The organism is Acetobacter orleanensis (genome assembly GCF_001581005.1).
GTDB classification, from domain to species: domain Bacteria; phylum Pseudomonadota; class Alphaproteobacteria; order Acetobacterales; family Acetobacteraceae; genus Acetobacter; species Acetobacter orleanensis.
The window spans coordinates 15,370-38,988 of record NZ_LHZV01000047.1 but is presented as its reverse complement, the minus strand read 5'-3'; the positions used below and the strand labels follow the sequence as shown (position 1 = coordinate 38,988).

At 54.7% G+C, this 23,619-nt stretch carries 18 protein-coding genes; 9 read left to right on the top strand and 9 right to left on the bottom strand.

Going from position 1 to position 23,619, the window contains the following annotated elements:
• Positions 1-21 precede the first annotated feature (21 nt).
• The 4 genes from AD949_RS02810 to AD949_RS02795 form a co-directional block, all read right to left on the bottom strand.
• Entirely contained in the window at positions 22-489 is a 468-nt protein-coding gene (locus AD949_RS02810) for an MliC family protein (protein WP_244463401.1), read from the bottom strand.
• A gap of 104 nt (positions 490-593) precedes the next feature.
• On the bottom strand, positions 594-2,399 hold the full coding sequence (locus AD949_RS02805) for an FUSC family protein (protein ID WP_371277384.1): 1,806 nt from the start codon (positions 2,397-2,399) through the stop codon (positions 594-596).
• 221 nt (positions 2,400-2,620) lie between these two features.
• The gene (locus AD949_RS02800; protein ID WP_048836302.1) at positions 2,621-3,523 is read right to left on the bottom strand and encodes a LysR substrate-binding domain-containing protein; all 903 of its coding nucleotides are present in this window, start codon (positions 3,521-3,523) and stop codon (positions 2,621-2,623) included.
• Between the two features lie 33 nt (positions 3,524-3,556).
• Complete coding sequence (locus tag AD949_RS02795) at positions 3,557-4,528, bottom strand: DUF4232 domain-containing protein (protein ID WP_082064776.1); 972 nt, start codon at positions 4,526-4,528, stop codon at positions 3,557-3,559.
• 125 nt (positions 4,529-4,653) lie between these two features.
• On the opposite strand from AD949_RS02795, the gene AD949_RS02790 reads away from it, so the two are divergent.
• A complete protein-coding gene (locus AD949_RS02790) occupies positions 4,654-5,307 on the top strand; it encodes a PadR family transcriptional regulator (protein WP_082064775.1) in 654 nt (217 codons plus the stop codon).
• 89 nt (positions 5,308-5,396) lie between these two features.
• Entirely contained in the window at positions 5,397-6,299 is a 903-nt protein-coding gene (locus AD949_RS02785; protein ID WP_048836301.1) for a delta(1)-pyrroline-2-carboxylate reductase family protein, read from the top strand.
• 12 nt (positions 6,300-6,311) lie between these two features.
• On the opposite strand, the gene AD949_RS02780 is transcribed toward AD949_RS02785, so the two are convergent.
• The 3 genes from AD949_RS02780 to AD949_RS02770 form a co-directional block, all read right to left on the bottom strand.
• The gene (locus tag AD949_RS02780; RefSeq protein ID WP_244463399.1) at positions 6,312-7,193 is read right to left on the bottom strand and encodes a DNA/RNA non-specific endonuclease; all 882 of its coding nucleotides are present in this window, start codon (positions 7,191-7,193) and stop codon (positions 6,312-6,314) included.
• A 5-nt stretch (positions 7,194-7,198) separates the two neighbouring features.
• Positions 7,199-8,080: a 3'-5' exonuclease gene (locus AD949_RS02775; RefSeq protein ID WP_048836300.1), complete on the bottom strand. Its 882-nt coding sequence runs from the start codon at positions 8,078-8,080 to the stop codon at positions 7,199-7,201.
• A 193-nt stretch (positions 8,081-8,273) separates the two neighbouring features.
• Positions 8,274-10,109 carry a DUF885 domain-containing protein gene (locus tag AD949_RS02770; protein ID WP_244463398.1) on the bottom strand — a complete coding sequence of 612 codons (1,836 nt, stop codon included), beginning with the start codon at positions 10,107-10,109 and terminating at the stop codon, positions 8,274-8,276.
• Between the two features lie 262 nt (positions 10,110-10,371).
• On the opposite strand from AD949_RS02770, the gene AD949_RS02765 reads away from it, so the two are divergent.
• The 6 genes from AD949_RS02765 to AD949_RS02740 all read left to right on the top strand — a co-directional run bounded on the left by AD949_RS02765 (position 10,372) and on the right by AD949_RS02740 (position 20,983).
• Positions 10,372-11,607 carry an MFS transporter gene (locus AD949_RS02765; protein WP_048836298.1) on the top strand — a complete coding sequence of 412 codons (1,236 nt, stop codon included), beginning with the start codon at positions 10,372-10,374 and terminating at the stop codon, positions 11,605-11,607.
• Between the two features lie 232 nt (positions 11,608-11,839).
• Entirely contained in the window at positions 11,840-14,251 is a 2,412-nt protein-coding gene (locus AD949_RS02760) for a TonB-dependent receptor (protein ID WP_048836313.1), read from the top strand.
• 212 nt (positions 14,252-14,463) lie between these two features.
• Positions 14,464-16,089, top strand: coding sequence for an inorganic phosphate transporter (locus AD949_RS02755; protein WP_048836297.1), 1,626 nt, complete (start codon positions 14,464-14,466; stop codon positions 16,087-16,089).
• A 754-nt stretch (positions 16,090-16,843) separates the two neighbouring features.
• Positions 16,844-18,235, top strand: a complete 1,392-nt coding sequence (locus AD949_RS02750) for an NAD-dependent succinate-semialdehyde dehydrogenase (RefSeq protein ID WP_048836296.1) — start codon at positions 16,844-16,846, stop codon at positions 18,233-18,235.
• Between the two features lie 261 nt (positions 18,236-18,496).
• Positions 18,497-19,033 (top strand): acetate uptake transporter, encoded by a 537-nt coding sequence (locus AD949_RS02745; protein WP_257007550.1) that lies wholly within the window; start codon positions 18,497-18,499, stop codon positions 19,031-19,033.
• Positions 19,034-19,339: 306 nt separating this feature from the next.
• Positions 19,340-20,983 (top strand): phospholipase C, encoded by a 1,644-nt coding sequence (locus AD949_RS02740; RefSeq protein WP_048836295.1) that lies wholly within the window; start codon positions 19,340-19,342, stop codon positions 20,981-20,983.
• 90 nt (positions 20,984-21,073) lie between these two features.
• Here AD949_RS02740 and AD949_RS02735 read toward each other — a convergent pair whose 3' ends face one another.
• Complete coding sequence (locus AD949_RS02735) at positions 21,074-21,661, bottom strand: NADPH-dependent FMN reductase (RefSeq protein ID WP_048836294.1); 588 nt, start codon at positions 21,659-21,661, stop codon at positions 21,074-21,076.
• Positions 21,662-21,691: 30 nt separating this feature from the next.
• Positions 21,692-22,561 carry a pirin family protein gene (locus AD949_RS02730; protein WP_048836293.1) on the bottom strand — a complete coding sequence of 290 codons (870 nt, stop codon included), beginning with the start codon at positions 22,559-22,561 and terminating at the stop codon, positions 21,692-21,694.
• Positions 22,562-22,683: 122 nt separating this feature from the next.
• Between AD949_RS02730 and AD949_RS02725 the strand changes: the two genes are divergently transcribed.
• On the top strand, positions 22,684-23,613 hold the full coding sequence (locus AD949_RS02725; protein ID WP_048836292.1) for a LysR substrate-binding domain-containing protein: 930 nt from the start codon (positions 22,684-22,686) through the stop codon (positions 23,611-23,613).
• The last annotated feature ends 6 nt before the right edge of the window (positions 23,614-23,619 follow it).

The window sequence follows — 23,619 nt, the reverse complement described above, 5'->3', positions numbered from 1 at the left end:
CTTTTTTCTCTTCAACATTGGTCAACGGGTCTTTCGGGGGGCTGCCTTATGCGTTTCCTTGCACGTCAGTTGCGGCGCATTATCACCCCCAACTTCGGAGAACAGCGCCGTATCGCCGGTGTTCCACCATTCAAAACGATTGGCCGTATAGCGTGCGCCATCGGCGGAGATCACGTTGGAGAAAACCTGTGTCTGGCCCTCTACTTGCAACACAGCCAGTCTGATTTCCCCAGAATTAAGATAGGTGACGGAAACAGCAGGCTTGGCCAATTTATCGCGCAGGTCTTTAGGGCCCGTGCATTGATAAATCGCGTTGATTTTTTCGACATGGCTTGTCGAGGCAAGCGGAATGCTCAATGTGCTGGCCGAGGCCGACTGTGCTCGCCACACACCCCCAGCGCCCGCAATTTCCAGCACGACAAAGGCCACTTCCAGTCCGGCCAGCAGCTTAAAGACCAGACCTTTTTTACCAGTGTTCCTGACAATCACAGCGTTCTCCAATTCTGCCCGCGGGTGCATAACAGCGTGAAGGATATACCTGATTGCTTGTTTTGCAAAAGCAGGCTGCCCGCGGAAACGTGCCGCTCAACCTCTCAATTCACGAACGATGGAGTGTCAGAGTGCTCTGCGGCCAGAATATGCAGGCTGGTAGCGGTTTTCTGGAGGATGTCCTGCGTGTCAGGCGGCGCGCCAAGTGCCTGTCGCTCCAGCCACCCTGCCGTCACGCTCGCCCATGCTGTGGCATCTGGGCCCGTTTGCGCCCATTTTCGCAGAAAAACACGGATACCGCGCCGGGCATTGAGCGGCAAAATCGGGTCTTTCGCAACGTTCCGCAGGAACACGATATGCATACCCATGGTCATGGCGCGACACTGCGTTTGCATATAGGCCAGCCTGATTGGGTCTGGCACACCTTGCGCATTGCGCAAAATACGCACAAGGCTGGATGCACTTTCTGAAAGCCATTGATGCACTGTCACGCGGCTGGTTGGCGCGGCCAGAGCTTTTAGTCTGCTCGCGCCCCAACGGGCTGTGCGGCGCATATGAGAGTCTACCCGGAACGGCAGAACAAGCCGATACGTCCAGCCTACAAACGTCACAGCCGCCAGAAAGGCCATGGCGTTGTTGAAAAAGGCCTCTTCCGAAAAACGGCTCTGGTTGCCGGGGCCAATCAGCACCGGCAAAAACATATTGAAGGAAAAAGCATATCCCGCTGTGGCCGGTTTGCGGGCGGCCAAACCGCCGATTGTCATAACGCCTGCCAGCATGACAATCAGCACTTCCGGCGCAGTCACCGCAGGCATAACCCAGAGTGCGTAAATGGCGGCTGCAAACGCACACCACAACGCACCTTTCAAAAAGGGCGTTGAGGCGAGAATAGGATTTTCCCGTGTGGCCATCAGACCGTAAACCAGCGCGACAAAAGAAATAAAACCTGCCCCGGAAGGCCAACCTGTTACTTCCCACACCAGCCACCCCGCCAGAATACCCATGCAGGCACGGACGCCATTTTCAACAGCTTCCAGAGCATGACGGCGGGAGGTCATTTTAAATCGGAAGCGATCGCCTCGTTTTGGATGCGCACAGGCCTCAATATGCTCACGGGCAATGTCATAATCCGCATAAAGAGCGGCAGGCAGAGGCACAGACTGCTGCTCTACGGTGTGTTCCTGCTCCAGCAGCGCCATACCGCGTGCACGGGCCAACACCATAATCATGGCTGCCAGAGCCGCATGGGCATGGTCTGCCGCGTGGGTGCCGGGCCCCATTTCCAGCGCATCAAATTCAATGCGGGCGTTGGCCGCCATCAGGTCTGTCAGCACCTGTCCTTGCGTCTGGGCATCCGCGCGGCCACTCACCAGATCAGATACCACCTGCCGCACAGCCTGAAACGCGCCATTCAGCCGGTCGAGCAGACGTTTGCGGGCCTGCGCCTGCAAGGTCGGCATGAAGAGAACAGCCAGAAGCGCTTCACACACCACGCCAAGAATAATGTAGGTGCCGCGCGCCATGGCGATATCAAAAACATGGTCAGGCTCTGCAATGGCCCCGGTGGCGACAATGGCAGAGGTAAACCCTGTCAGCACCAGTCCGTACGCCCGATAGCTTTCCAGAAATGTGGCCCCGCCACAGCACAGGCCAATCCAGACCGCGAGGCAGCAGAAAAACAGCGCGGACGCCTGCGGAAAGGCGGCAATCAGCGCCACACCAATGCCGCACCCCAGCACTGTTCCCGCAATACGCCACCGCGCCTTGGACAGACTTTCCCCGCGTGAGGACTGTGCAACGACCCACACAGTCAGCGGTGCCCATTGAGGGCTGTCCAGTTCCATACCCATGGCAATCAGCAGGGACAGGATTGCCGCCAGAGAAGACCGGACCGCAAAGATCAGGTCCATGGCCGAAGGCTCAAGCAGCCAGCTTAATTGACTGCGGAGCGAGGCGCGCGGGCCACCAAAAAACAACCGCCCCAGCAGGCCGCCATCCGGCCCAACCATGCTCTGACTCGTCATGACATTATCCCGGCGCATGCGATCCCTCCTGCACGAAGCGGGACAATGCGAACAATCCGTGTCGTTCGTCCAAATGTTTGTAATGATATGGTGATAAAGGCTGCTTATCAGACTGTATAAATGTCTGCGAGGCTCAGTGTTTTCGCGACATCCCATAAACGCATCAACAACATGCTGGTATTGGGCTGAGCCAGCCGCACCAGACCGACATCGGGCGATGCACACCCGCTTATCCGCCGGACCTGAAGGCCGGAAAGCCCGACCCGCTCCGGTAGAGCCGCCACCGGCAGGATACTGGCCAGACGCCCACCGAGCAGTTCAGCATGCAGCAATTCGAGCGCATCTGTTTCCAGCATCACGGTCGGGGTAACATCGGCCTCTCTGAACCCTGCATCCACCAGTTGCCTGCTGCGCATATTGCGGCTGAGCAGGCACAGGGGCAGCGAGGCAATGTCCGCCCAAGAACAATGTTTGCCAGCCGGAAGCTGAACCGAGGCGGCCGCCGCCAGCACATGCTGTTCTGCATACAGCGCCTGCGCCTCAAACGCACCATCCGCCTGCAACTGGTCCAGATATAGGATGCCCATTTGCAGGTGATGTTCCCTCAGCATCCGCGTAATCTCGGTGCTGGAATAAACTTTCACTTCCACATGCAGGGCCGGAACGGCGGCCCGGAAGCTTTCCAGCATGAGCGGCACAACCTGAATGGCTGGGGGCATAACGCCTATGGAGAGAGAGCCTCCGGCAATATCCTGCGCAAAAGCGGCTTCCTGCTTCAGCCCGTCCAGTGCTGCCAGAGTCTGCCGCGCCCAGAGCAGCACACGCTTGCCTTCTTCCGTCAGGCCATAAAAACGACGGTTGCGCTGGATGATGGTAATGCCCAGCTCATTTTCAAGCTGGCGAATACCGGCCGACAAAGCAGGCTGAGAAACACCACAGCTTTCCGCGGCACGGGAGAAATGACGGCACTGGTCCAGCGCAATCAGATAAGTCAACTGCCGCAGAAACACCGTATACCTCGCACCGTCGGCTTTGGAGAATATTTACTGTGCATCCGTATGCGCCTGTAGGGGGCTTTGATCAAACACCTGCGACGCTTTTGCGGGCGCGCACATCTGCCCTTTGAACGCGACTTTTTTTTCGCTCTGCCCTATCGTCAGGACCAGCCGTGCGGGCCGGACGCAATTATGGCTGTCATCATAGACCTCACCAGAGACCCAATGCAGTGTCTCCTCCCGCTCCGCCCCCGGCGGCAGGATAACAGCTTCAACATGCTGCTGGGCTTTCCCGTTATCTGGACTGGTCTGACGAGCCTGAACAACGGGCCGACTTATAACTGAAAGCTTCTGTCCGGCCTTATCCTCAAACTGCACATGCGGAACCGGCGGCATGGCGCAGGCATCCGGGCCTGTATTGCGCACCACGAGTACCGTGCCAGATTGTGACGTCCCATCAAACGCACCGTTCCGGTCATCAAGCTTTATGTCCAGATTTGAGGCCAGACAGGCTGGTATTTCTCTGGTTGATCGCTCTGGCATCGCATCAGCCCCAGTGACAGCAACAGAAGCGGCGGCAGTCGGCCTTGCCTCAAATTTCTTTACGCGCCCCGTTGCCGGGTCAAGGTGGCAGGACCATGAAAACGCTGTCCAGTTCATACCGTCCGGCCGCCGGAACTGGCCCCGGCCTTTTACCAGAGAGGCACTGACCAGCACCTGACTGTCGGGCTTGTCGTCCTGTAAAAAGAACCGGCTGCCCGCGCCAAGGCGCTTCAATGGCGCGTGCGCCGCCTTCTGGCAGAGAAACGTTGTCATCTTCCATGCAAGGCTCTGGCTTTGCACCGCAGCGCGCTCCTGCGGGTTTTTAATGGCGGCAATCTGACGAGTCATGATCGCGGTTTCGGCTGCGGAGGGCAGAGTATCAGTGCTCTCTGCTGCAAAAACGGGCGTAGAGAACAGCAGAGCCGCAACGCCAGCCCCGACCATTCCGACCTTACAGGTGCTTGATATACTGGACATTTTAAAATGATGCGGGAGAGTTCTGGCCAGATCAAGCCATCCGTTCGCACACGGTAAAGGCAATCCTCAAAAAAAATCTAAAAATAAGTCTTGAAACATATCTTACGATATTTATATCGTAAGATATGATGAACACAGAAAAACATACTCACCCCTTCCACTATCCTCACCACGCCGTGGGTCCGCATGGCGGCCGTCACGGCGGAGGCCGAGGCTTTGGGCGCGGTTTTGGCGGTGGCTTCGACGGCAGATTCGGCCGCGGCCCCGGCGGAAGAGATTTCCCAAAAGGGCGCAAACTTAGCTCGGAGGAACTCCAGCTCGTTCTGCTCGCCCTGCTGGCTGAACAGCCTGCTCACGGTTATGAACTTATCCGTCTGCTGGAGGAAAAATCCGGCGGCTTTTACGCTCCCAGCCCCGGCATGGTCTATCCGGCTCTGACTTATCTGGAAGAAATCGACCACACAGCCGTCACACAGCAGGGAAACCGCAAGCTGTATAACCTGACGGATGAAGGGCGCGTTTTTCTGGAAAAAAATCGCGAACAGGCTGACACTATTCTGGAAATTCTCGCACGTATTGGCAGCCGTATGGGTGAGGTGCGCGAAGCGTTTTCCGGTGTCGACGCCATTGACCCGGAAGCAGCCGATGCCCTGCAACAGGCCCGTCACGCTCTCAAGCATGCCATGATGCGCAAGCGCGGCTGTTCGCCCGAAACCCTAAAACGCATTACTGAAATCCTCAATACAGCCGCTGAGAACATTGCAAAAACGCCAGAGTGAGACGTTCTGGCGTTTTTTCAAGATAACAAATAATATTGTTACGCTGTTAAAACACGCCTTTTTCTCCATTTTCTGGCATTATCTTGCCTATGAGACACTATTCCGCCGCCCAGACACGCGAAGCCCTGCCCTTTCCCGCCTTGGTCGAAGCGTTGGCCCGAACCGCGCAGGACTACGCTGATGGCACTGTGCGCTGCCCAGAACGCAGCGTTGTGCCTGCACCGGGCGGCTCCACGCTGTTACTGACTATGCCTGCTGTCAGTCAGGATCTTCTTGTCACGAAACTGCTCACTTTCTGCCCGGACAATGCGAGCACCAGCCTTCCCACTATTCAGGGGCAGGTTCTCTGCGCAAGCGCTCGCACCGGTGAACTGCTTTTTTCGCTAGACGGCCCGACTGTTACCATGCGCCGCACATCGGCTATCAGCTTGCTAGCTATCCGTCTTCTGGCGCACGGTCCCGTTCGTCGTGCCCTGATGATTGGCACAGGCACGCAGGCCCGAGCCCATTGTGAAGCTTTTGCTGCGCTCTATCCTGATAGTATGCTCGCCATTCGCGGGCGTACACCGGAACGCGCGGCAAGCTTCTGCCAGCAGCAAGCCGATTTGCCGATACACATCAGGCCAGAACATCCGCAGGAAGACCCGTTTGATGTCGTGCTGACTGTAACAAACAGCCGGACTGTTCTTTATGACGAGGCCCCAAGCCCAGAGTGTCTTGTTATCGGCGTAGGAGCCTTCCAACCCGACATGATTGAAGTCGGCCCGCGTATTGTGCGTAACAGTGCGCTCTATGTGGATGATCTAGCCGGCGCGCCGGGTGAAGCGGGGGAGCTTATTCAGGCGGGTATTGACTGGAACACCGTGCAGCCCCTGGCGGCAGCACTTCGCACCCCTCCACCGAACAATCAGCCGATCTTTTTCAAATCGGTCGGCTGTGCCGCGTGGGATCTGGCCGCCTGTCGGGTTCTGGCCCCGCAGCCCTCGCCGTAACGCACACCTGCACTACGGCACAAGAGACTTCACCAAGGCGCGCAAAGCTTTTTGCGCGGCTTTCTTGCCCCATTCCTTCAGCAGTTTGCGTGTTCGGTCCTGTTTTGCCAGCGCATACGGGCTTTCCCGGATAGGCGGCATGGCGCCAATATGATCCTTCATGGACGCAGGCAAAGCCGGAAACGGGTCAATATTTACCAGTCGCGTGAGTATGGCAACACTTGTCATCCGGCAAGACGGATGAGCGGTGTTCAGACAGACATACGCGCCAGTACCATTGCCCGCCGGGTCGTACACAGCTTTCCACGTTACTGTTGGAACGGGGATATGGTGGGCCCCAATGGTTCTAAACTGGTCCGGGTCATAACCCGGTCCTGTCACGACAAAGATCTCCCCTTCCTCACGCGCCCAGCCACGTACAGCACTTTCCACACCCTCCCACGGCCCCCGATTAAGTTCAGGGGTTTGCGGAACAATATTGGAAAGCAGGAAGCTCTGCTTCTGGGCCTCTACTCCGGCTTCATCTCCGCTAGGCGTCATATGCCCACGGTCAAAATGGGAACGACTGTAATCAGACGTAAATGCCTGCATGGTGGACGGCAAGCGTGTATCTGGCTGAAAATTGTCATGCCGTTGCATCTGGTCAGCAATTTCCAGATTTTCTTCCGTCAGATCTTCAGCGGACCAAAGCGGACCGCGTGTCTGTTCTGAGGCCATTACAGCATATTGGTCATTACACAGCATAACCGTGCCACTTCGCGCGGTTTCAGACAAAACGGCTGGTGGCACGCCTTTTGCAAACAGGTCCGGACAGGTTGCTGCATGGGCCGTAGCACACATCGCGGTAAAGGACAGGCACAGGCTGCCTGCAACACCCAAAAAACCTTTAAACACCTGTTCTAGACCCGGCTCGTAAAGCGATCTGTCGCTTTAATCTCGCTAACCGTTAGGTCAACGTCCCTGCGGTAAATCTCATCCCTTAAAAAGGCTTCTTCTTCCTCGCGTTTTTCTGGAGGCAGGTCGATAAACCACGCCTTGGGCCGCCCATCCATACCGTCATTCCAGCGATACCCGCGCGCCTTCAGCGCGTCCTTACTTTCAAAAGGCGCTTGCGTAGCCCAAACCCTTACCCAAACAGCGCGAGCACGGTCCAGCAAGTAAGATAATGCTGTGCGGCCTTCTGGAAAGCCGCCATACCCCAGTAAGGCAAGGCTCGCCAGACAGTCATCCGTAGCACGGTGTCCTTCAAAAAAGAACCCGGCCTGCGTGGCGAGGTAACCTAATTTTCTCCCCTCAAACCCGGCGTTCTCCCATGGCACATCGGCCATGGAACAGGCCCATGGTTTTTGTGCAAAAGCTGGGCAGAAAGCCTCAATAAAGGGGCGGTCAAACGCGGCGTTATGGGCAATGACCAGAGAGGCATCCGCTGCAAAATCCGCTACGTCTTCCGGCGCAATACTGTGCCCGGCCAGTTGCTCCTGTGTCAGACCAGTCAGTTCCGTCACGCGGGCCGGGACGGGCACGGAAGGTTCACGCAGGCGGCTAAACGCAGGGAGCACGCCAAGCAACCTCCCCTCCAGAGTGAAGGCAAAAGGTACCATGCCGATTTCAATAATTTCATCCAGTGCCGGGTCCAGCCCAGTGGTCTCAAGGTCCAGAAACAGACCTTTGCGCACTCTTCGGCCTTCCGGCATCCCCTCCAGCCAGTGGGACTGGAGGCGGCGCAGCACACGATAATCGCCTGAGTGTTCTAGGGTTCTGGCCAGATTTTCCAAAGACATTTCAGCCGCTCCTTCTGACAAGCAGCGCACACCCATCAGAACGACAGGATTTCAAACTGAAACGGGAGACACCATAATTTCTGAACATGGACGCAACTTAGGCAGCGTAACACGCTGAGGCTAGAAGATTTTTCGGCCGCGCCCCGGTTCCCCGCCAAGCGCGCCCAAACGAGTGTCAAACGCTCCTGATTACTCAGGATGCCTTGGTTTTTGCAATCCACTGCTCAACCAGTTCAGACATCAAATCCAGAGGCATTGCGCCATTTCCCAGAATGACATCATGAAAGGCCTTGATATCAAACTTGCTGCCAAGTTCGGTTCTGGCTTTTTCGCGCAGTTTCAGAATGGTCTGCTGGCCCAGCATATAGCCCAAAGCCTGCCCCGGCCACGCTACATAGCGGTCTGTTTCCGCCTGCATATCCGGCTCACTGGTGGGCGGATGCGCATGGAAGAAGTCACTCATCTGCTGACGCGTCCAGTGTTTATAATGCACGCCGGTATCCAATACCAGACGATCAGCCCGCAGTAGCGCACCATTCAGGCGGCCATAATCACTATAGAGATCCTGATAAAAACCCAGCTCTTTCCCCAAACCTTCCGCATAAAGTGCCCAGCCTTCCACATAGGAATTATAGGCGCCCTGCTGACGGAAGGCAGGCAGCGGCAGGTCCTGCGCCAGAGAAATCTGGAAATGGTGGCCCGGCACACCTTCATGATACGCCGTATCTTCAATTGTATAGAGATCACGTTTGTCATAATCGCCAGTATTGACGAACACGATCCCCGGCCGGGACCCATCAGGCGTGCCCTGATGATACTCAGCCCCAGCCGCATCGGCCTCACGGTAAGCCTCAACGGAGCGCACTTCCAGCTTGGTTGTGGGAATTTTGTTGAAAATACGCGGCAACGCAGGCCACATCTGAGCAATATACCCACGATATTTTTCCAGAATTTCCTCGCGGGACTTCGCATACAACTTGGGGTCATGCGCCACGGATGCACGCAGGGCTGTCAGATCGGCAAAGCCAAGCTTGTGGGCAATATCCATCATCTGCCCTTCAATTAGGCTGACTTGCTGCAGGCCGAGTTGATAGATTTCTTCCGGCGCCATCGGGCTGGTTGTCTGCACCCGAATTGCGTAGCGATACAGCGCATCTCCATTCGGCAGAGACCAGATACCTTCCTGCGTGCGGCCATGCGGAGCGTAGTCCGTTTTGACAAACTGCGCGAAGCGCGCAAAGGCGGGCCGTACTTCTGTATCAACGGCTTTCAGGATGGCCTGTTTCAAAGACGCTTGCTGTGCGGGGGAGATGCTCTTGGGAAAAGTCTCAACTGGCTGGCCGAACACATTTTTCACACCAGCCGGTTCTGCAACCTGCTCCAACTGCGTGACAACTTTTTCCAGCAGATAGCGCGGGGGAACCAAACCGTCCTTCATCCCCTGCTGCGCCAGAATTTTGAGCTGCGCCAGAACAGTAGGCAACGCATGCAGGCGGTCCAGATAATCCTGATACTGCGCTGCCGTTTCAAACGGAATGGAAGACACAAAGCCGGGCAGCATCAGTTGCACGCCCTGTACCTGATCAATCGGCATTTCATACGTTTTAAGCGCGATACCATCCAGCTTGTCCTGAAGCTGGCGGATCATCATGGAACGGCTAATCTGCTCCTGTGCCGTCAGGGTCGCAGGCTTGACGTCTTCAAAACGTTTCAGAAACCGTGTTGTTTCAGCTTTATCTCTCGCAACCTGTGCAAGAGAATAATCGGTCCATTTCTTGTTGTAGCGATAATCACCGATGGTTGTTGCAAGTTCAGGGGAAGACCGGAGCTGATAATGCCATTCCTCATCCAGCAACGCTTCAAAGGCCTGACTGGCCTTTGAATCAGTGGGCTTGGACTGCATCGTTTTTTCCGGGAGGGCCGAAGAGGCCGCCAGAGCGGAGCTACTCGCCAACACACAGGCCAGCCCCAAGCCAGAAAGACAAAGACCAGACAGATAACGACCAGACAGGCAATATCGTGACAACACGCGCATACGCTCCCTACAAGCACTCATAGTCTTGTCTGCTCATTAAGGGGTTACGGAGCGTGTGACAAATCGGCAGTTTTCCGGGAAAGTCGTTTTTCTGACATTACGGGTTTTGACTGCCACCCCTCCCCGCAGTAAGTCAGGCAGTCCCATCACCATCCTGTCCGATCGCGGCAGCCTTACCCGGTGCAACGGCGAGTATCCGTGCCCCTGTTCCTTCCTGCGCTCTTTCCCATGAGTGCTTTTTCAGCCGAGACCCTGCATGACAACAGAAACCGTACCGCCTGAGAGCAGCATAACCGTGGTTCCACCGCCGCACGGAAGAACCGCAGCACTGTTCATCCTGACATTCGGCACCTTTGTTGTCGGCACAGGGGAATTTGCCATTATGGGCATGCTCCCGGAATTTGCGCAGTCCCTCAACCTCTCGCTAGCCGATGCCGGGTACGCCATTACCGCCTACGCCATGGGGGTAGTGATTGGTGCCCCGCTTATCACCATTCTGGGCTCCCGGCTTTCCCGGCGAGAGCTTCTGCTTGTCCTGCTTATCATGTTCTGCCTTGGCAATTTTCTGAGCATTGTCATGCCGACACCGGGGCTGGTTGAGGTCGCCCGGTTTCTGACAGGCTTGCCTCATGGTGCCCTGTTCGGCATTTCTGCTCTGGTGGCTGCGTCCATGGTGGAACGGTCCCGCCGAGGCTGGGCCGTTGGTCGCGTCCTCTCGGGCATCGCCATTTCCACATTAATTGGTGCGCCGTTTTCCACCTTCGCCGCAGACCATTTTGGCTGGCGCATTGCCTATCTCATTATCGGCCTACTGGGTGCCATCACCTTTATGGGTGTTCTGCGCTATATTCCGGCCGATCAACCCAACCGGAAAAATTCCCCGCTCAAGGAAATCACCGCGCTGGGCAATCCGCAGGTTCTGCTTACTTTGCTGACAGCGGCAATCGGCTTTGGCGGCATGTTTGGCATTTACACCTATCTCACAAGTGTTCTGCAAAACGTCACTCTCGTGCCGGAATGGGAGATCATGGTTTTCATGGTTATCTGGGGCGCTGGCATGCTGGTGGGGGCCAATGCCGGAGCGTGGATTGTGGACCGGAATATCAACCTCGCGGTCATTCTTGCACTGGCAGGGAGTGCTGTCGTCATGCTGGCCTTTGCCGCGGTCCTGCACAGCGCCATTGGCCTCATGATTATTGTTTTTCTGGTTCCCTCCTTTGTTAATGGCCTCGGCCCGGCTCTTCAGACCCGGTTGATGGATTTTGCGGGCGATGCACAGACACTAGCCGCCTCGCTTAACCACTCCGCCTTCAATGTCGCGAATGCCGTAGGAGCGTCTCTCGGCAGCATTCTACTGGCGCATCATTTTGGTTATAGTTCGCTCGGAATTGGCGGAACCGTCCTCTCTTTCGGAGGACTACTGGTCTATCTGCTGGCACTGGCATTGCTGAAAAAAAGCGGCGAGCAGGAAATACGCCACCCTATTACCTGAGACGTTTTTCCACGGCATGCAGTCCCGATTGCGCGTAATGGAAGAGAGTATCCCGCTCTTCCATGACCGCATTGTTATACAGTGCGACGTTTACGCAACAGAGCGGGCAAAACTATGTGAAAATGTCACAAAAACATCATCCCTTTCTTTGAAAGCTTTGCATATCTGGAGGTTCAACGGCTAAGAGACCGCTTCTCTTTGATCCGCATCACCCTCCGGAGTGCTGACCGCAGTGCGTACCAAACATCTGCTTTTGTCCTCTATCGCGCTGTTTGCCATAGAAAATCCGGCCAAGGCCGCTGAAACAACAGTAAAGCACAAGCATCGCGCACACCACGCGCAGCCAGCGCCGTTACGCACGCCTGCGGCGCAAACCGCTCCGAAGCCGAAAGCCAAACCAGTTGCTGCCCGGCACAGCAAACCGGCGGATCTTGAATCGCAAGGCACCGAAAGTGTGTCTGTTACGGCCCGCCAACTCACTGGTCGGGACGCGGAACAAGCCGTAACCAAAGCCATCATGCGGCAATACGTACCGGGCACCAGCCCATACAAAATGCTGGACCGCCTGCCGGGTGTCAGCTTTTCCTCCACAGACCCGTTCGGCATCGACAGTTTTGGCGCCAATCTTTACGTACGCGGGTTCTTCATGAACCAGATGGGCGTAACAGTGGATGGCGTTCCCCTGAACGACCAGACCTATCAGTCCATCAACGGGATGAGCCTCTCATCCTCCATTATCCCGGACGATATCCAGTCCATGCGGATGTCGCAGGGGGCTGGGTCAGTTGAACTGCCGTCCACCAATACACTCGGGGGCACCATCCAGATTGGCTCTGCTGATCCGTCCGAGAAACGCGGTGGCAAAGTCAGTCAGTCTTTTGGCAGCTACAACTCCTACCGCACTTATGTGCGGTTGGACTCTGGTAAACTGAATGATACCGGCACCCGCTTTTACACCTCCTATGCCCGCACGGATGAAGGCATGTGGATGGGCCGGGGCGACCAGTTCATGCAGCAGGTGGACGCCAAGCTGGTGCAGCCCATTGGCCACCGCAGCCGTATGTCCGCTTTCTTCAACTGGTCCAGTCTGGCGCAGTGGAACTATCCGGACACCTCCATCGGCATCCTGAAAAATCTCGGCTGGCGGACGCCGCATCTCTACCCCAACTATGCGCAGGCTTATGGTATTGCCAAGGGCGACCTGCCCCTGCCACCCGGATATAATAATGTACCGGGCATAGATGGTCATGAAATCGCTATGTATGACGGCGGACAGTCTGAAACCAACTTCATGGGCGGGCTGCATTTTGACCTCGCCCTGACAGACCGCCTGACATGGAACACCACCGTCTATGGCCATAGCCAGACCGGCTACTACAGTTATACGGATACGGGAGACCCCTCCCCCAATGGCGCACCGTTCTCGGAAGAAGTCTGGCAGAACCGTCAGGAACGCTATGGCATTGATACCAGCCTGCGCTACAAATGGGGCCGTCACACCATTGAAGGCGGCGTCTGGTATGAAAACAACAACCAGCAGGCCGGACTCTTCAATTACCAGCAACCCGTTCTGGGTCAGGGTGCGCCACTCAAAGCGATTGGTCCTTATGATGTTTACGGCAGGGCGTTCCAGCAGGGCTGGAATTTCCAGTGGACAACCAACGTCATGCAGTTCCACCTACAGGACAGCATTCAGCTGACTCAGGGGCTAGTGCTGCACGCCGGGTTCAAATCCATGGTGGCAACAACGGCTGGCGGTGCGAACTACAACAATGCGGACTGGACCGGGGCTGCGGCATTACCCAACGGGTCGCTCACAGCCTCTCAAGCTTTCTTGCCGCATATCAATCTGGACTGGCACCTCAACGACCACCATGAATTCTATGTGGACGTGGCTGAAAACATGCGCGCCTATGAAGTGTCCGCTAACGGTGTTGGCAACTCCATTTACTCCGTGCAGGATCAGGCCACATTCCAAGCCCAGAAGAAAGCGCTGGAGCCCTCCAAGGCATGGGTTTATCTGGGTGGCTATCGCTATACGTCCCGCTACTTGCAGGCCAATGCGACCATTTATCATGCAACCCTTATCCACCAACTCCTTGCGGCTGCCGTCGGGTCTCTGACCAACCCGGTCTCTCAGGTGATCGACTTCGGGAAGATCTCCATGACGGGAGCCAACGGGGCCATTACCATCACCCCCATCCGCGGCCTGAATTTTACGAATACCCTGAGCTACAACAAGGGTACGTATGACCGGAATGTGGATACGGCTGGCGGTTATTACGCTCTGGCAGGCAAAAATATCGTCAACTACCCTGCATGGATGTATAAAACGTCTCTGGCCTATACGTGGAAAGGAGCCACGGCGCACTTTGATGCCAATTACTATGGCCGCCGTTACTATAGCTTCATGAACGATACGTCTGTGGCTGGTTACTGGGTGGCAAACGCCGGGCTTGAATATCGCTTCGGGGATGTCAGCGTTCTGAAGAACGTCACGGCCAGCTTCAACGTCTATAACCTGTTTAACAACAAATATATCGCCATGATGGGCCAGAACGATAACCCCGCCGTAGGCGATTATCAGTCCATGGAACGCGGAGCGGTGCGGGAATTTTTCGGCACTGTCAGCACGTCCTTCTAAAAAATGGGGGGGCGTCAGCCCCATTTTCCAGATAAACCCGATGTCATAACATCAAAGACTGAACAACTACCTGTTTTTAAAAGCGATTTTAATACGTCGTCAAAGCCAAGATGTTAAGAAAAAAACTGTCATAAATCTATCATCTTTCATTCCTCGTATTGAGTGTTTATTTTTCGTAAAGAGGCGCAATACCACTTAATAATGGATGCGCAATGTCCCAGACACTCACTAATTCTGCCGAGGAAAGTATGCAGTCCACGCGACCGAATATGGACGTGGGCAACAAACCTCTTCATGTCATTATTTTCTTTGCTGTTCTGATTGGCGCGCTCGGTTTCGCCGCTTTCAGCGTCATGCAGGACATGCACTCCGTGGGGGAAGGTCCGCTTGCCGTTGGCACCTTTGTGTTGCTTGGCATTGCGCTGGTCATCGCTCTGGGGTTTGAATTTGTAAACGGCTTTCATGATACCGCAAACGCCGTTGCCACCGTCATTTACACCCGCAGCCTACCGCCATTGGTAGCGGTCGTCTGGTCAGGGTTCTGGAACTTTCTGGGGGTTGCGCTCTCCACGGGCGCTGTGGCCTACAGCATTGTCACCCTGCTGCCGGTTGAATTGATCCTGCAGGCTGGCAGCAACGCTGGCTACGCCATGATCTTCGCCCTGCTGATTGCTGCGATTGTCTGGAACCTTGCCACTTGGGCCTTTGGTATTCCGAACAGTTCTTCTCACGCTCTGGTCGGGTCCATCATGGGTGTTGGTCTGGCCAATCAGTTTCTCGCTCCGGCCGGGGCCGCCACACAGGGCGTAGACTGGCATCAGGTGGAAAAAGTCTTCTCCGCCCTGCTGTTCAGCCCGGCCTGTGGCTTTATCATGGCAGCTCTCCTGCTGTTTGTTATGAAACTGCTGATCAAGAACAAAGCACTGTATCGCGCACCGGAAGGCGACACCCCGCCGCCGCTGTGGATCCGCTCTCTGCTGATCTTCACCTGCACAGGCGTCTCTTTCTCTCATGGTGGGAATGACGGCCAGAAAGGCATGGGTCTGATCATGCTTATTCTGATTGGTGCTGCCCCGACGGCGTATGCGCTGAACCGCGCCATGCCAGAAGGTGCGATGCCTGCCTTTATTGAATCCGCAACCCATGCCCAGCAGATTTTTGCCAGCCACGGCACAGGCACTCCGGCTGACCTGACTGAACTTCAGGCGCGTGATATTGTCGGGGCCGCCCTGCGTGCCAAAGCCGTCTCCTCTCCGGAAACATTTGGCGCTCTGGCTGTTCTGAGCGCGGATATCTCTCAGTCCGTTAAAACCTACGGCTCCATGAAAGCCGTCCCGGCTGCTGCGGTGCCGAACGTGCGTACTGATATGTATCTGGTTGCCGACGCCATCCGCGTGATGGGTGAATCTCAGGGCTTTGCTGATGACGAGAAGAAGTCTCTCAAATCTTTCCAGTCAGCTCTTTACAGCGGCACGCGCTTTATCCCGCTTTGGGTGAAAATCTCCGTCGCTATCGCGCTGGGTCTTGGCACCATGGTTGGCTGGAAGCGGATTGTGGTGACAGTCGGTGAAAAAATCGGCAAGACCCACATGACGTATGCGGAAGGCGCCTCCGCAGAACTCGTCGCCATGACCACCATTGGTCTGGCTGAAGGATATGGTCTGCCTGTTTCCACAACCCATATCCTGTCCAGCGGCGTTGCGGGCACCATGTGGTCCAACGGCTCCGGGTTGCAGCTTTCCACGCTGCGCTCCATGGCGCTGGCATGGGTCACCACCCTCCCCGCCGCTATGGCCATCTCTGGCTTCCTTTACGTCCTGTTCCGTCAGGTTTTCTGATCATGACGCCCTCCCATGCCCTTTGGAAAAGGGGCATGGGAGAGCAAACAGACTGAATTAGAAGAGGCGTCTTACCCGCAGGGTAGGACGCCTCTTTTTCTTTCAAGATGCCATTCTTCTCGCATAGACAGAGCAAGGCTGGTTTTCTCCCTTATCCCATTTTCATTTCTGTCGTGTGTCTCTGCAAAGGCGGACTGCGAGATGGGTAACATAATAAAAAGATAGACAGATCACATATTGTTTACCGATTTTCTCGCAACCAGCACATTAAAGATAATAGGAAAGAAAATATTTTTTGTATAATTTTGACATTATAAAAATATTTTATCCATATGGTCTGATATTATTTAAAAACAAACCACAAATAAAGGAGAATGTTTTTATATTAATACCTGAAATTGTAATATTTTTATTTAAATTTTTTATTGTATTATATTTTACAGAGCTTTTGGAAATTTTTATATTCATTTCATTGTAAATTTTTTCCATAAATTATATTTGCGTACACAGATATGGTCATAAGTTTTACAGCCTCTGGCCTCTCCTCAAAGGTCTGCTTCTCTACGTTACCCATCTTTCATGCATGACGCGGAGACACACCCCCTTTCTGACGGAAAGTGAGCAGTCTATATTTTAGGCAGGCGCAAGGGTTGACGATAAGGCAGAGGCTTAAGAAACTCTGCTCCTCCTGATCGGATGCCGCGCAAGCGGGATCGCTTTCCTTTTCCTGTTTTTGAGTTTTGATGAGGTAATGATGGCTTACGCGACGACAAACCCTTACACGGAGGAGGTGGTTGCCACTTTCCCTGAGGCAACAGATCAGGACGTTCAGACTGCTCTTTCCGAAGCCCACGCCGCTTTTGAAAAATGGCGCGATACCTCATTCGCTGAACGTGCGCGTATTATCAATGCCGCCGCTGCCATTCTGCGGCGCGATATTGACAAATACGCCCGCCTTGCCACGCTGGAAATGGGCAAGACGTTTGCTGAAGCCAAAGCCGAAATTATTCTTTCAGCCGAAATTTTTGAATATTATGGCAAATATTCTGAAGACCTGTTGAAGCCGGAAGACCTGCCGGTAGCGGACCCCGCAACAGGCAAAGCCAAACTGGTGCACGAGCCACTGGGTATCGTATTTGCCATTGAGCCGTGGAATTTCCCCTTCTATCAGGTTGTCCGTATTATCGCGCCGCAGCTTTCCGCTGGTAACGCCGTGCTGCTCAAGCACGCGTCCAACCTGCCGCAGTGCGCTGCCTCCTGTGAAGACCTGATGAACGAAGCTGGCCTGCCAAAAGGTCTGTTCCGCAACCTGTATGCAGCCCGTTCCCACACGGAAATGATCCTGAATGACCCGCGCGTCTGCGGTGTTGCTCTGACAGGGTCTGAGGGCGCTGGTTCAATCATTGCGGCTGTTGCTGGCAAGGCGCTGAAAAAATCCATGATGGAACTGGGCGGCGCTGACGCCTTTGTAGTTCTGGATGACGCAGACGTTGAAAAAGCCGTTAAATGGTCTGTCATGGGCCGCCATTGGAACGCTGGACAGGTCTGTGTTTCCTCCAAGCGCCTAATTGTGGATGACACCATTTATGACCGCTTTGTAGAACTCTACAAAAAAGGTGTTGCTGAGCTGAAAGCAGGCGACCCGATGGACCCGTCCACCACGCTGGCTCCCCTTTGCTCCCGTACCGCCGTTGAAGACCTGCACCGTCAGGTTGAAGAGGCTGTCAAACATGGCGCGAAAGTAGAAGTCATTGGGCAGGACGTTCCAGAAAAAGGCACCTTCTTCCGCCCACTGCTCATGACGGGTCTGGACGGCAACAATGCCGCGCGCCACTGGGAGTTCTTTGGTCCGGTCACGCAGCTTTACCGTGCGAAAGATGAAGCCGACGCCATCCGTATTGCCAATGACTCCCCTTACGGCCTCGGCGGCGCAGTCTTCACTCAGGATGAAGCACGTGGTGTTCGTGTTGCTGCAAAAATCCGCACAGGTATGGTCAACATCAACCACCCGCTGATCCCCAAAGCCGATCTACCATTCGGCGGTATTGCCCGGTCTGGTTTCGGGCGCGAACTGGTTGGTCTCGGCATCAAGGAATTTGTCAACCACAAGCTTATCAACATTGTTGATATTGACGCTCCGGCCTAAACACGCTTACCCGGCAGGCTCTTTAATAGGAGCCTGCCATTATTCTAAAAACCCCTTAAAATTTATTATAGTTTTATAGTCATGAAAATTCTGTATTTCATGGCAAGTATAGCTGCGCTCATAGAACACAGTCTTCCGTGTAATGACGGGTTTGTGAGCAATCCTGAATGTGATCGACGCTAAGCGTGATTTTAATATCTTTCATAACCGTATCGGCCATAGGATGAAGCATAACACTAATAAAAAATAGGAATGAATACAGTGGCACTTGAAAAATCTTTTGCAAATCCCGGTCCTCTTGGGCTGATGGGCTTTGGTATGACGACGGTTCTTCTCAACCTTCACAATGCCGGGCTGGTTTCCATGGGGTCAGCCATTCTGGCCATGGGCATTATTTTCGGGGGTGCTGCGCAGATTTTTGCCGGAATACTGGAATTCTTTAACGGCAATACTTTTGGCCTGACTGCTTTTACCTCCTACGGCGCATTCTGGATTTCCTTTGTTCTGCTGATTATTCTTCCTCATTTTGGTGTTATCCCGGCCTCCTCCCCCGCTCTTATTGGAAGCTATCTGACAATCTGGGGGCTTTTTACCGCCATCCTTTTTGTCGGCACACTGAAAGCCTCTAAAGAACTTCAGGTTGTTTTTGGAACACTGGTCATTCTCTTCCTGCTTCTTGCAGCAGGAGAATTCACCGGGCAGCCTATTTTCGCCACTATCGCTGGTTTTGAAGGACTGGTCTGCGGCTTCTCCGCAATTTATCTGGCCGCGAAAGAACTGCTGCACGCACAAGGGTAATGCAACGCCACGCTTTGATCTTGCGTGGCGTTTTTCTTCAGACAACGGATAGCGCCCCAAAGCGCTATCCAACCACGGCGCTTTCCAAACGCCCGTTTCGCCCCGCCCGGCCCATTCAAAGAGTGTTACCGTTTTTTGAAAACGGCATGACCTAACTCTCTGAAAGGCCGGTTTTCCTTTAAAAAATCCATAACCCAGCAAATATCCTGAATTTTTATATATATTCAGTTCCCTTTCTGTTCTTCGGCATGATGATGACCTTATGCTATAAGAGCAGCCTTTGAAGGTAATTTTGCAGGGATACCCATGTTCAAGACTTTTTGCAGTATTTTGTGCCTGAGCACATCACTGCTGACACTCATGCCGTCCGCATGGGCCACTGAAACTGACACCCCGACAAAAACGCCCATCAAACATCTGGTTGTCATCTATCAGGAAAACGTCTCGTTCGATCATTATTTCGGCACTTATCCTGTAGCCAGTAATCCACCGGGTGAACCTGCCTTCAAAGCCTCTCCCAAAACTCCCCGAGCCAACACGCTGCTCAATGCGCATTTGCTGGAAACAAACCCTAATACCAATCCGGAAAATGGGAAAAATGCCGCCCTGCCCTTCCGGTTAGACCGCACACAGGCTAGTACGGCGGACCAGAATCATCTCTATACCGCAGAGCAGATGGCGTATCATGATGGGCATGCCGACCTGTTCCCCAAATATACAGGCCGCGGCACCTCCGGTGGCACTGGCGCATTTGCCACCCGCGGGCAGGTTATGGGCTATTTTGACGGTAATACCGTCACGGCATTCTGGAACTACGCCCAGCGTTTCGCCATGAGTGACGCCGCCTATACGGACACCTACGGCCCCTCCACTCCCGGCGCGCTGGAAGCCGTTTCCGGCCAGACAAATGGCATGAAAATTGTCACCACAACCCAGAAACCTTCCACAAAGGAGGCCGCCTCCCCCTATATTGCGGACGGTCAGGGTGGTTGGACGATGATCAATGATATTGATCCGGGTGGCGATGTCTGCTCCGTCAAAAGCAATCAGGTCATGATGACCGGTAAAAATATCGGAGATCTGCTGAACGCCGCCAATATCTCGTGGGGCGGATTTATGGGCGGCTTCAATCTTGAGTTGAAAAATAGTGACGGCTCAACCGGCTGTAAGCGCGGAACCTTCTCACCCGTCGTGCATGAACTTATCCCTGATTATATCCCCCACCATAACTGGTTTCAGTACTACACCAGCACTGCCAACCCGACGCATGCGCGGCCCAGTTCACTTGCCGCGATTGGTCATACTCTAAGTGCGGATGGTAAAACGCCCGATCCTGCCAACCATGAATATGATCTGGAAGACTTCAAAGCCGTCGTGGCAGCACATCGCCTTCCGTCAGTCTCCTTCATAAAACTGCCAGCTTTTCAGGACGCCCACGCCGGGTATTCTGACCCTATTGATGAACAACACGGCATCGTACCGCTCATCAACATGCTTCAACAGCAGCCGGAATGGCGCGATACTGCGATCCTGATTGCCTATGATGATTCAGACGGCTGGTATGATCACGCTTTCATTAAACCACAGCATGGGTCGTTCGATCCTGAAGCTGACCAGATGAATAGCCCCGGCCATTGTGGAACGGGCACAGCCTTTGCCGGGGTTAACGGCAAACCTGTTAACGGGCGCTGCGGACCCAGCACACGGATCCCGTTTATTCTTATTTCCCCATGGGCCCGCACCAATGCAATCAGCCATGTGCAGATTACCCAGAGTTCCATCCCGCGTTTTATTGAAGATAACTGGCTGAACGGTCAGCGCCTTGGCGGCGGGTCCTTTGATGACGTTGCCCATGATCTGAATGATCTATTCGATTTCACCGCCCCGCCGCGCCTGACACCTTTGCTACTTGATCCGGAAACCGGAAACCCGAAACCAAACGCAAAATAAATCAGAGCATGACTGAGTGAGAACGGACACGGGAGATAAACACCGAGTTCGTTCTCACTTTTTCAACACCATTGAGCGCCGTTCTCACGCTTATTTTTCAGCGCCTGCATTCCCCGCAACCTGACGCACCAATGCGGCAAGTGCCTCTATCTGGCGTGTCAGATAGGCGCGGGTTGGTTCATCAGTCAGCTTTGCCTGTTCCACATCAAACTTGCTTATCGCCTGCCCGATCATCACTTCCGGCTTGTTAAGAACAAACGCATCCAGAAACACCAGAGTTTGCCGAAGGTGATATTGCGCCCGTGCGCCACCAATAGCGCCCGGAGACGCGGTTTGCAGCGCAACCGGCTTACCTGCCAGAGGCTGCGGGGTGACACGAGAGAGCCAGTCCAACGCGTTTTTCAACCCGCCGGGCATGGAGTAATTATATTCAGGCGTCACAATAATCAGCCCATCCGCTGCACGGATCTGCTCCGCCATGGCCAGAACTGGTGCAGGAAACCCCTGCTCCTGCACGTCCTGATCATAAAGCGGGACGTCAGCGATGGACCCTAGCGGCGTAATGGTAACGCCCTCTGGCGTCAGTTCTGGCAAAGCGCGGGCCACTATCCCGTTGAGCGAGCCTTTCCGCAGGCTTCCAAGAAGTGTCACGAAGTGAAGAGGTTTTGGCTGTGTCATAATTTTTCTCCCTTTCTGTTAGTTACTCAGTCAAGCGTGAATGCCGCCAAAGCATCCGTTATTAAAATCGTCTATTGCCTGCTGGATTTCATCCTGCGTGTTCATGACAAAAGGCCCGTATCCTGCAATCGGTTCATTCAGTGACTCTCCTGTCAGCACCAGAAAACTGCTTTCTCTGGCCGCTTGTAGTGTTACCGCTGAACCCTCATGGTCCAACAACGCAAACTGGGCTGCTCCGAGTTCCTGCGCCCCGTTCAAAATTAACTGCCCTTCCAGAGAAACAATGGCGGCGTTGTGGTCTTTCGGGATGTCCAGTGTCACCTGCGCGCCTTCATGCAGCACGCCATCCCACACGTTCAGGGGGGAAAAGATGCGCGCCGGGCCAGCGGTTCCGGCATACTCTCCTGCAATAATCCGCAAAAGTCCGGCATTGCCTGTCAAGGGAATTGTGGGAATGTGTCCCGCGAGAATGGTCTGATACGCAGCCGGAACGCCTTTGTCCTTTGCCGGGAGATTGACCCATAACTGCACCATGCGGAAACTGCCGCCGGTTTTGGCATAAGCCGAAGAATGAAATTCCTCATGCTGCACGCCGTTACCGGCCGTCATCCACTGCACGTCCCCCGGCCCGATAGTACCGCCACCGCCCGAGGAATCCCGGTGCTCAACTTCACCATCATAAACAATCGTGACGGTCTCAAACCCTTTATGCGGATGCTCCCCTACACCCCGCCGGGCATCGGTGGTTTCAAACTCATGCGGGCCCGCATAATCCAACAGCAGAAACGGGCTGAGATGTTTGCCAAACTGGCTGTAGGAAAATAACGAGCGGACCGGAAAGCCATCTCCCACCCAGTGGCCCCGGTCATTCCCATAGGTACCAAGAATTTTCTTTTGCATGGGTCTTGTCCTTTAACCTGCGTGCCAGAGGCCAGTGCCTCTTTGCTTGATAAGAACTATGGGTTCCTCTTATTGTCGCAGGAAGAGCGCCAGATCGAACAATGCGTTCTACAGGCAGGACGATGAGAGATCTTAACGACTTTGAATATTTTGCGCAGGTCGTCAAACATGGTGGTTTTTCCGCCGCTGCCCGCGCAACCGGCCTCCAGAAATCACTGCTCAGCCGCCGGGTTGGCCTGCTGGAAGACAGGCTGCACACACGCCTTATCCAACGCTCCTCCCGCCATTTTAGTGTGACAGAAACAGGACACCGGTTTTATCAGCATTGTTTGAGCATGCTGGCCGAAGCCGATGCCGCAGAGCAGTCTGTCGCCCAGCTTCAAGCTGAACCCTGCGGGCAGATCCGGCTGAGTTGCCCCGTTGCACTTCTCAATTTTCAGTTCGGTGCGCTGCTGGCCCAGTTCATGCAGCGCTATCCATCGGTTACGCTGCAACTCGAAAGCACCAACCGGCAGGTGGATGTGCTCAAAGAAGGGTTTGACCTCGCCATTCGGGTTCGCTTCCCCCCTCTCGCCCCCTCAGACCTTGTGATGCGCACGCTGGATACCAGCACTCAATGCCTTGTTGCCGCCCCGGCTCTGGTTCCTCACCCTCTCGCTTCCCCCGCGGACCTGAGCGGCCTGCCCAGTCTGGACTTTAAAACCCACCCCGGCACCCATTCATGGTTGCTGGAAAACCAGCAGGGGCAGACCGCCACGGTTTTTCATGAACCCCGCCTTGCCACGGACGATATGGCTGTGCTGCGGGAAGCAGCGCTGATTGGCAGCGGCATCGTGCAGCTTCCCACCATGATGATGTGGCAGGATATTGAGGCCGGACGCCTTGTGCAGGTTTTACCCGGATGGCAGCCCCGTGCCGGGGTTATTCACGCTGTTTTCCCATCCCGACGCGGACTTGTTCCCGCCGTACGCGCTCTTCTGGACTTTCTGGTGCAGGAATGTGCTACGCAACGCAGATATGCGGCGGAAGCGTTTAAAGCGCCCCCTTCTTAACGGAGC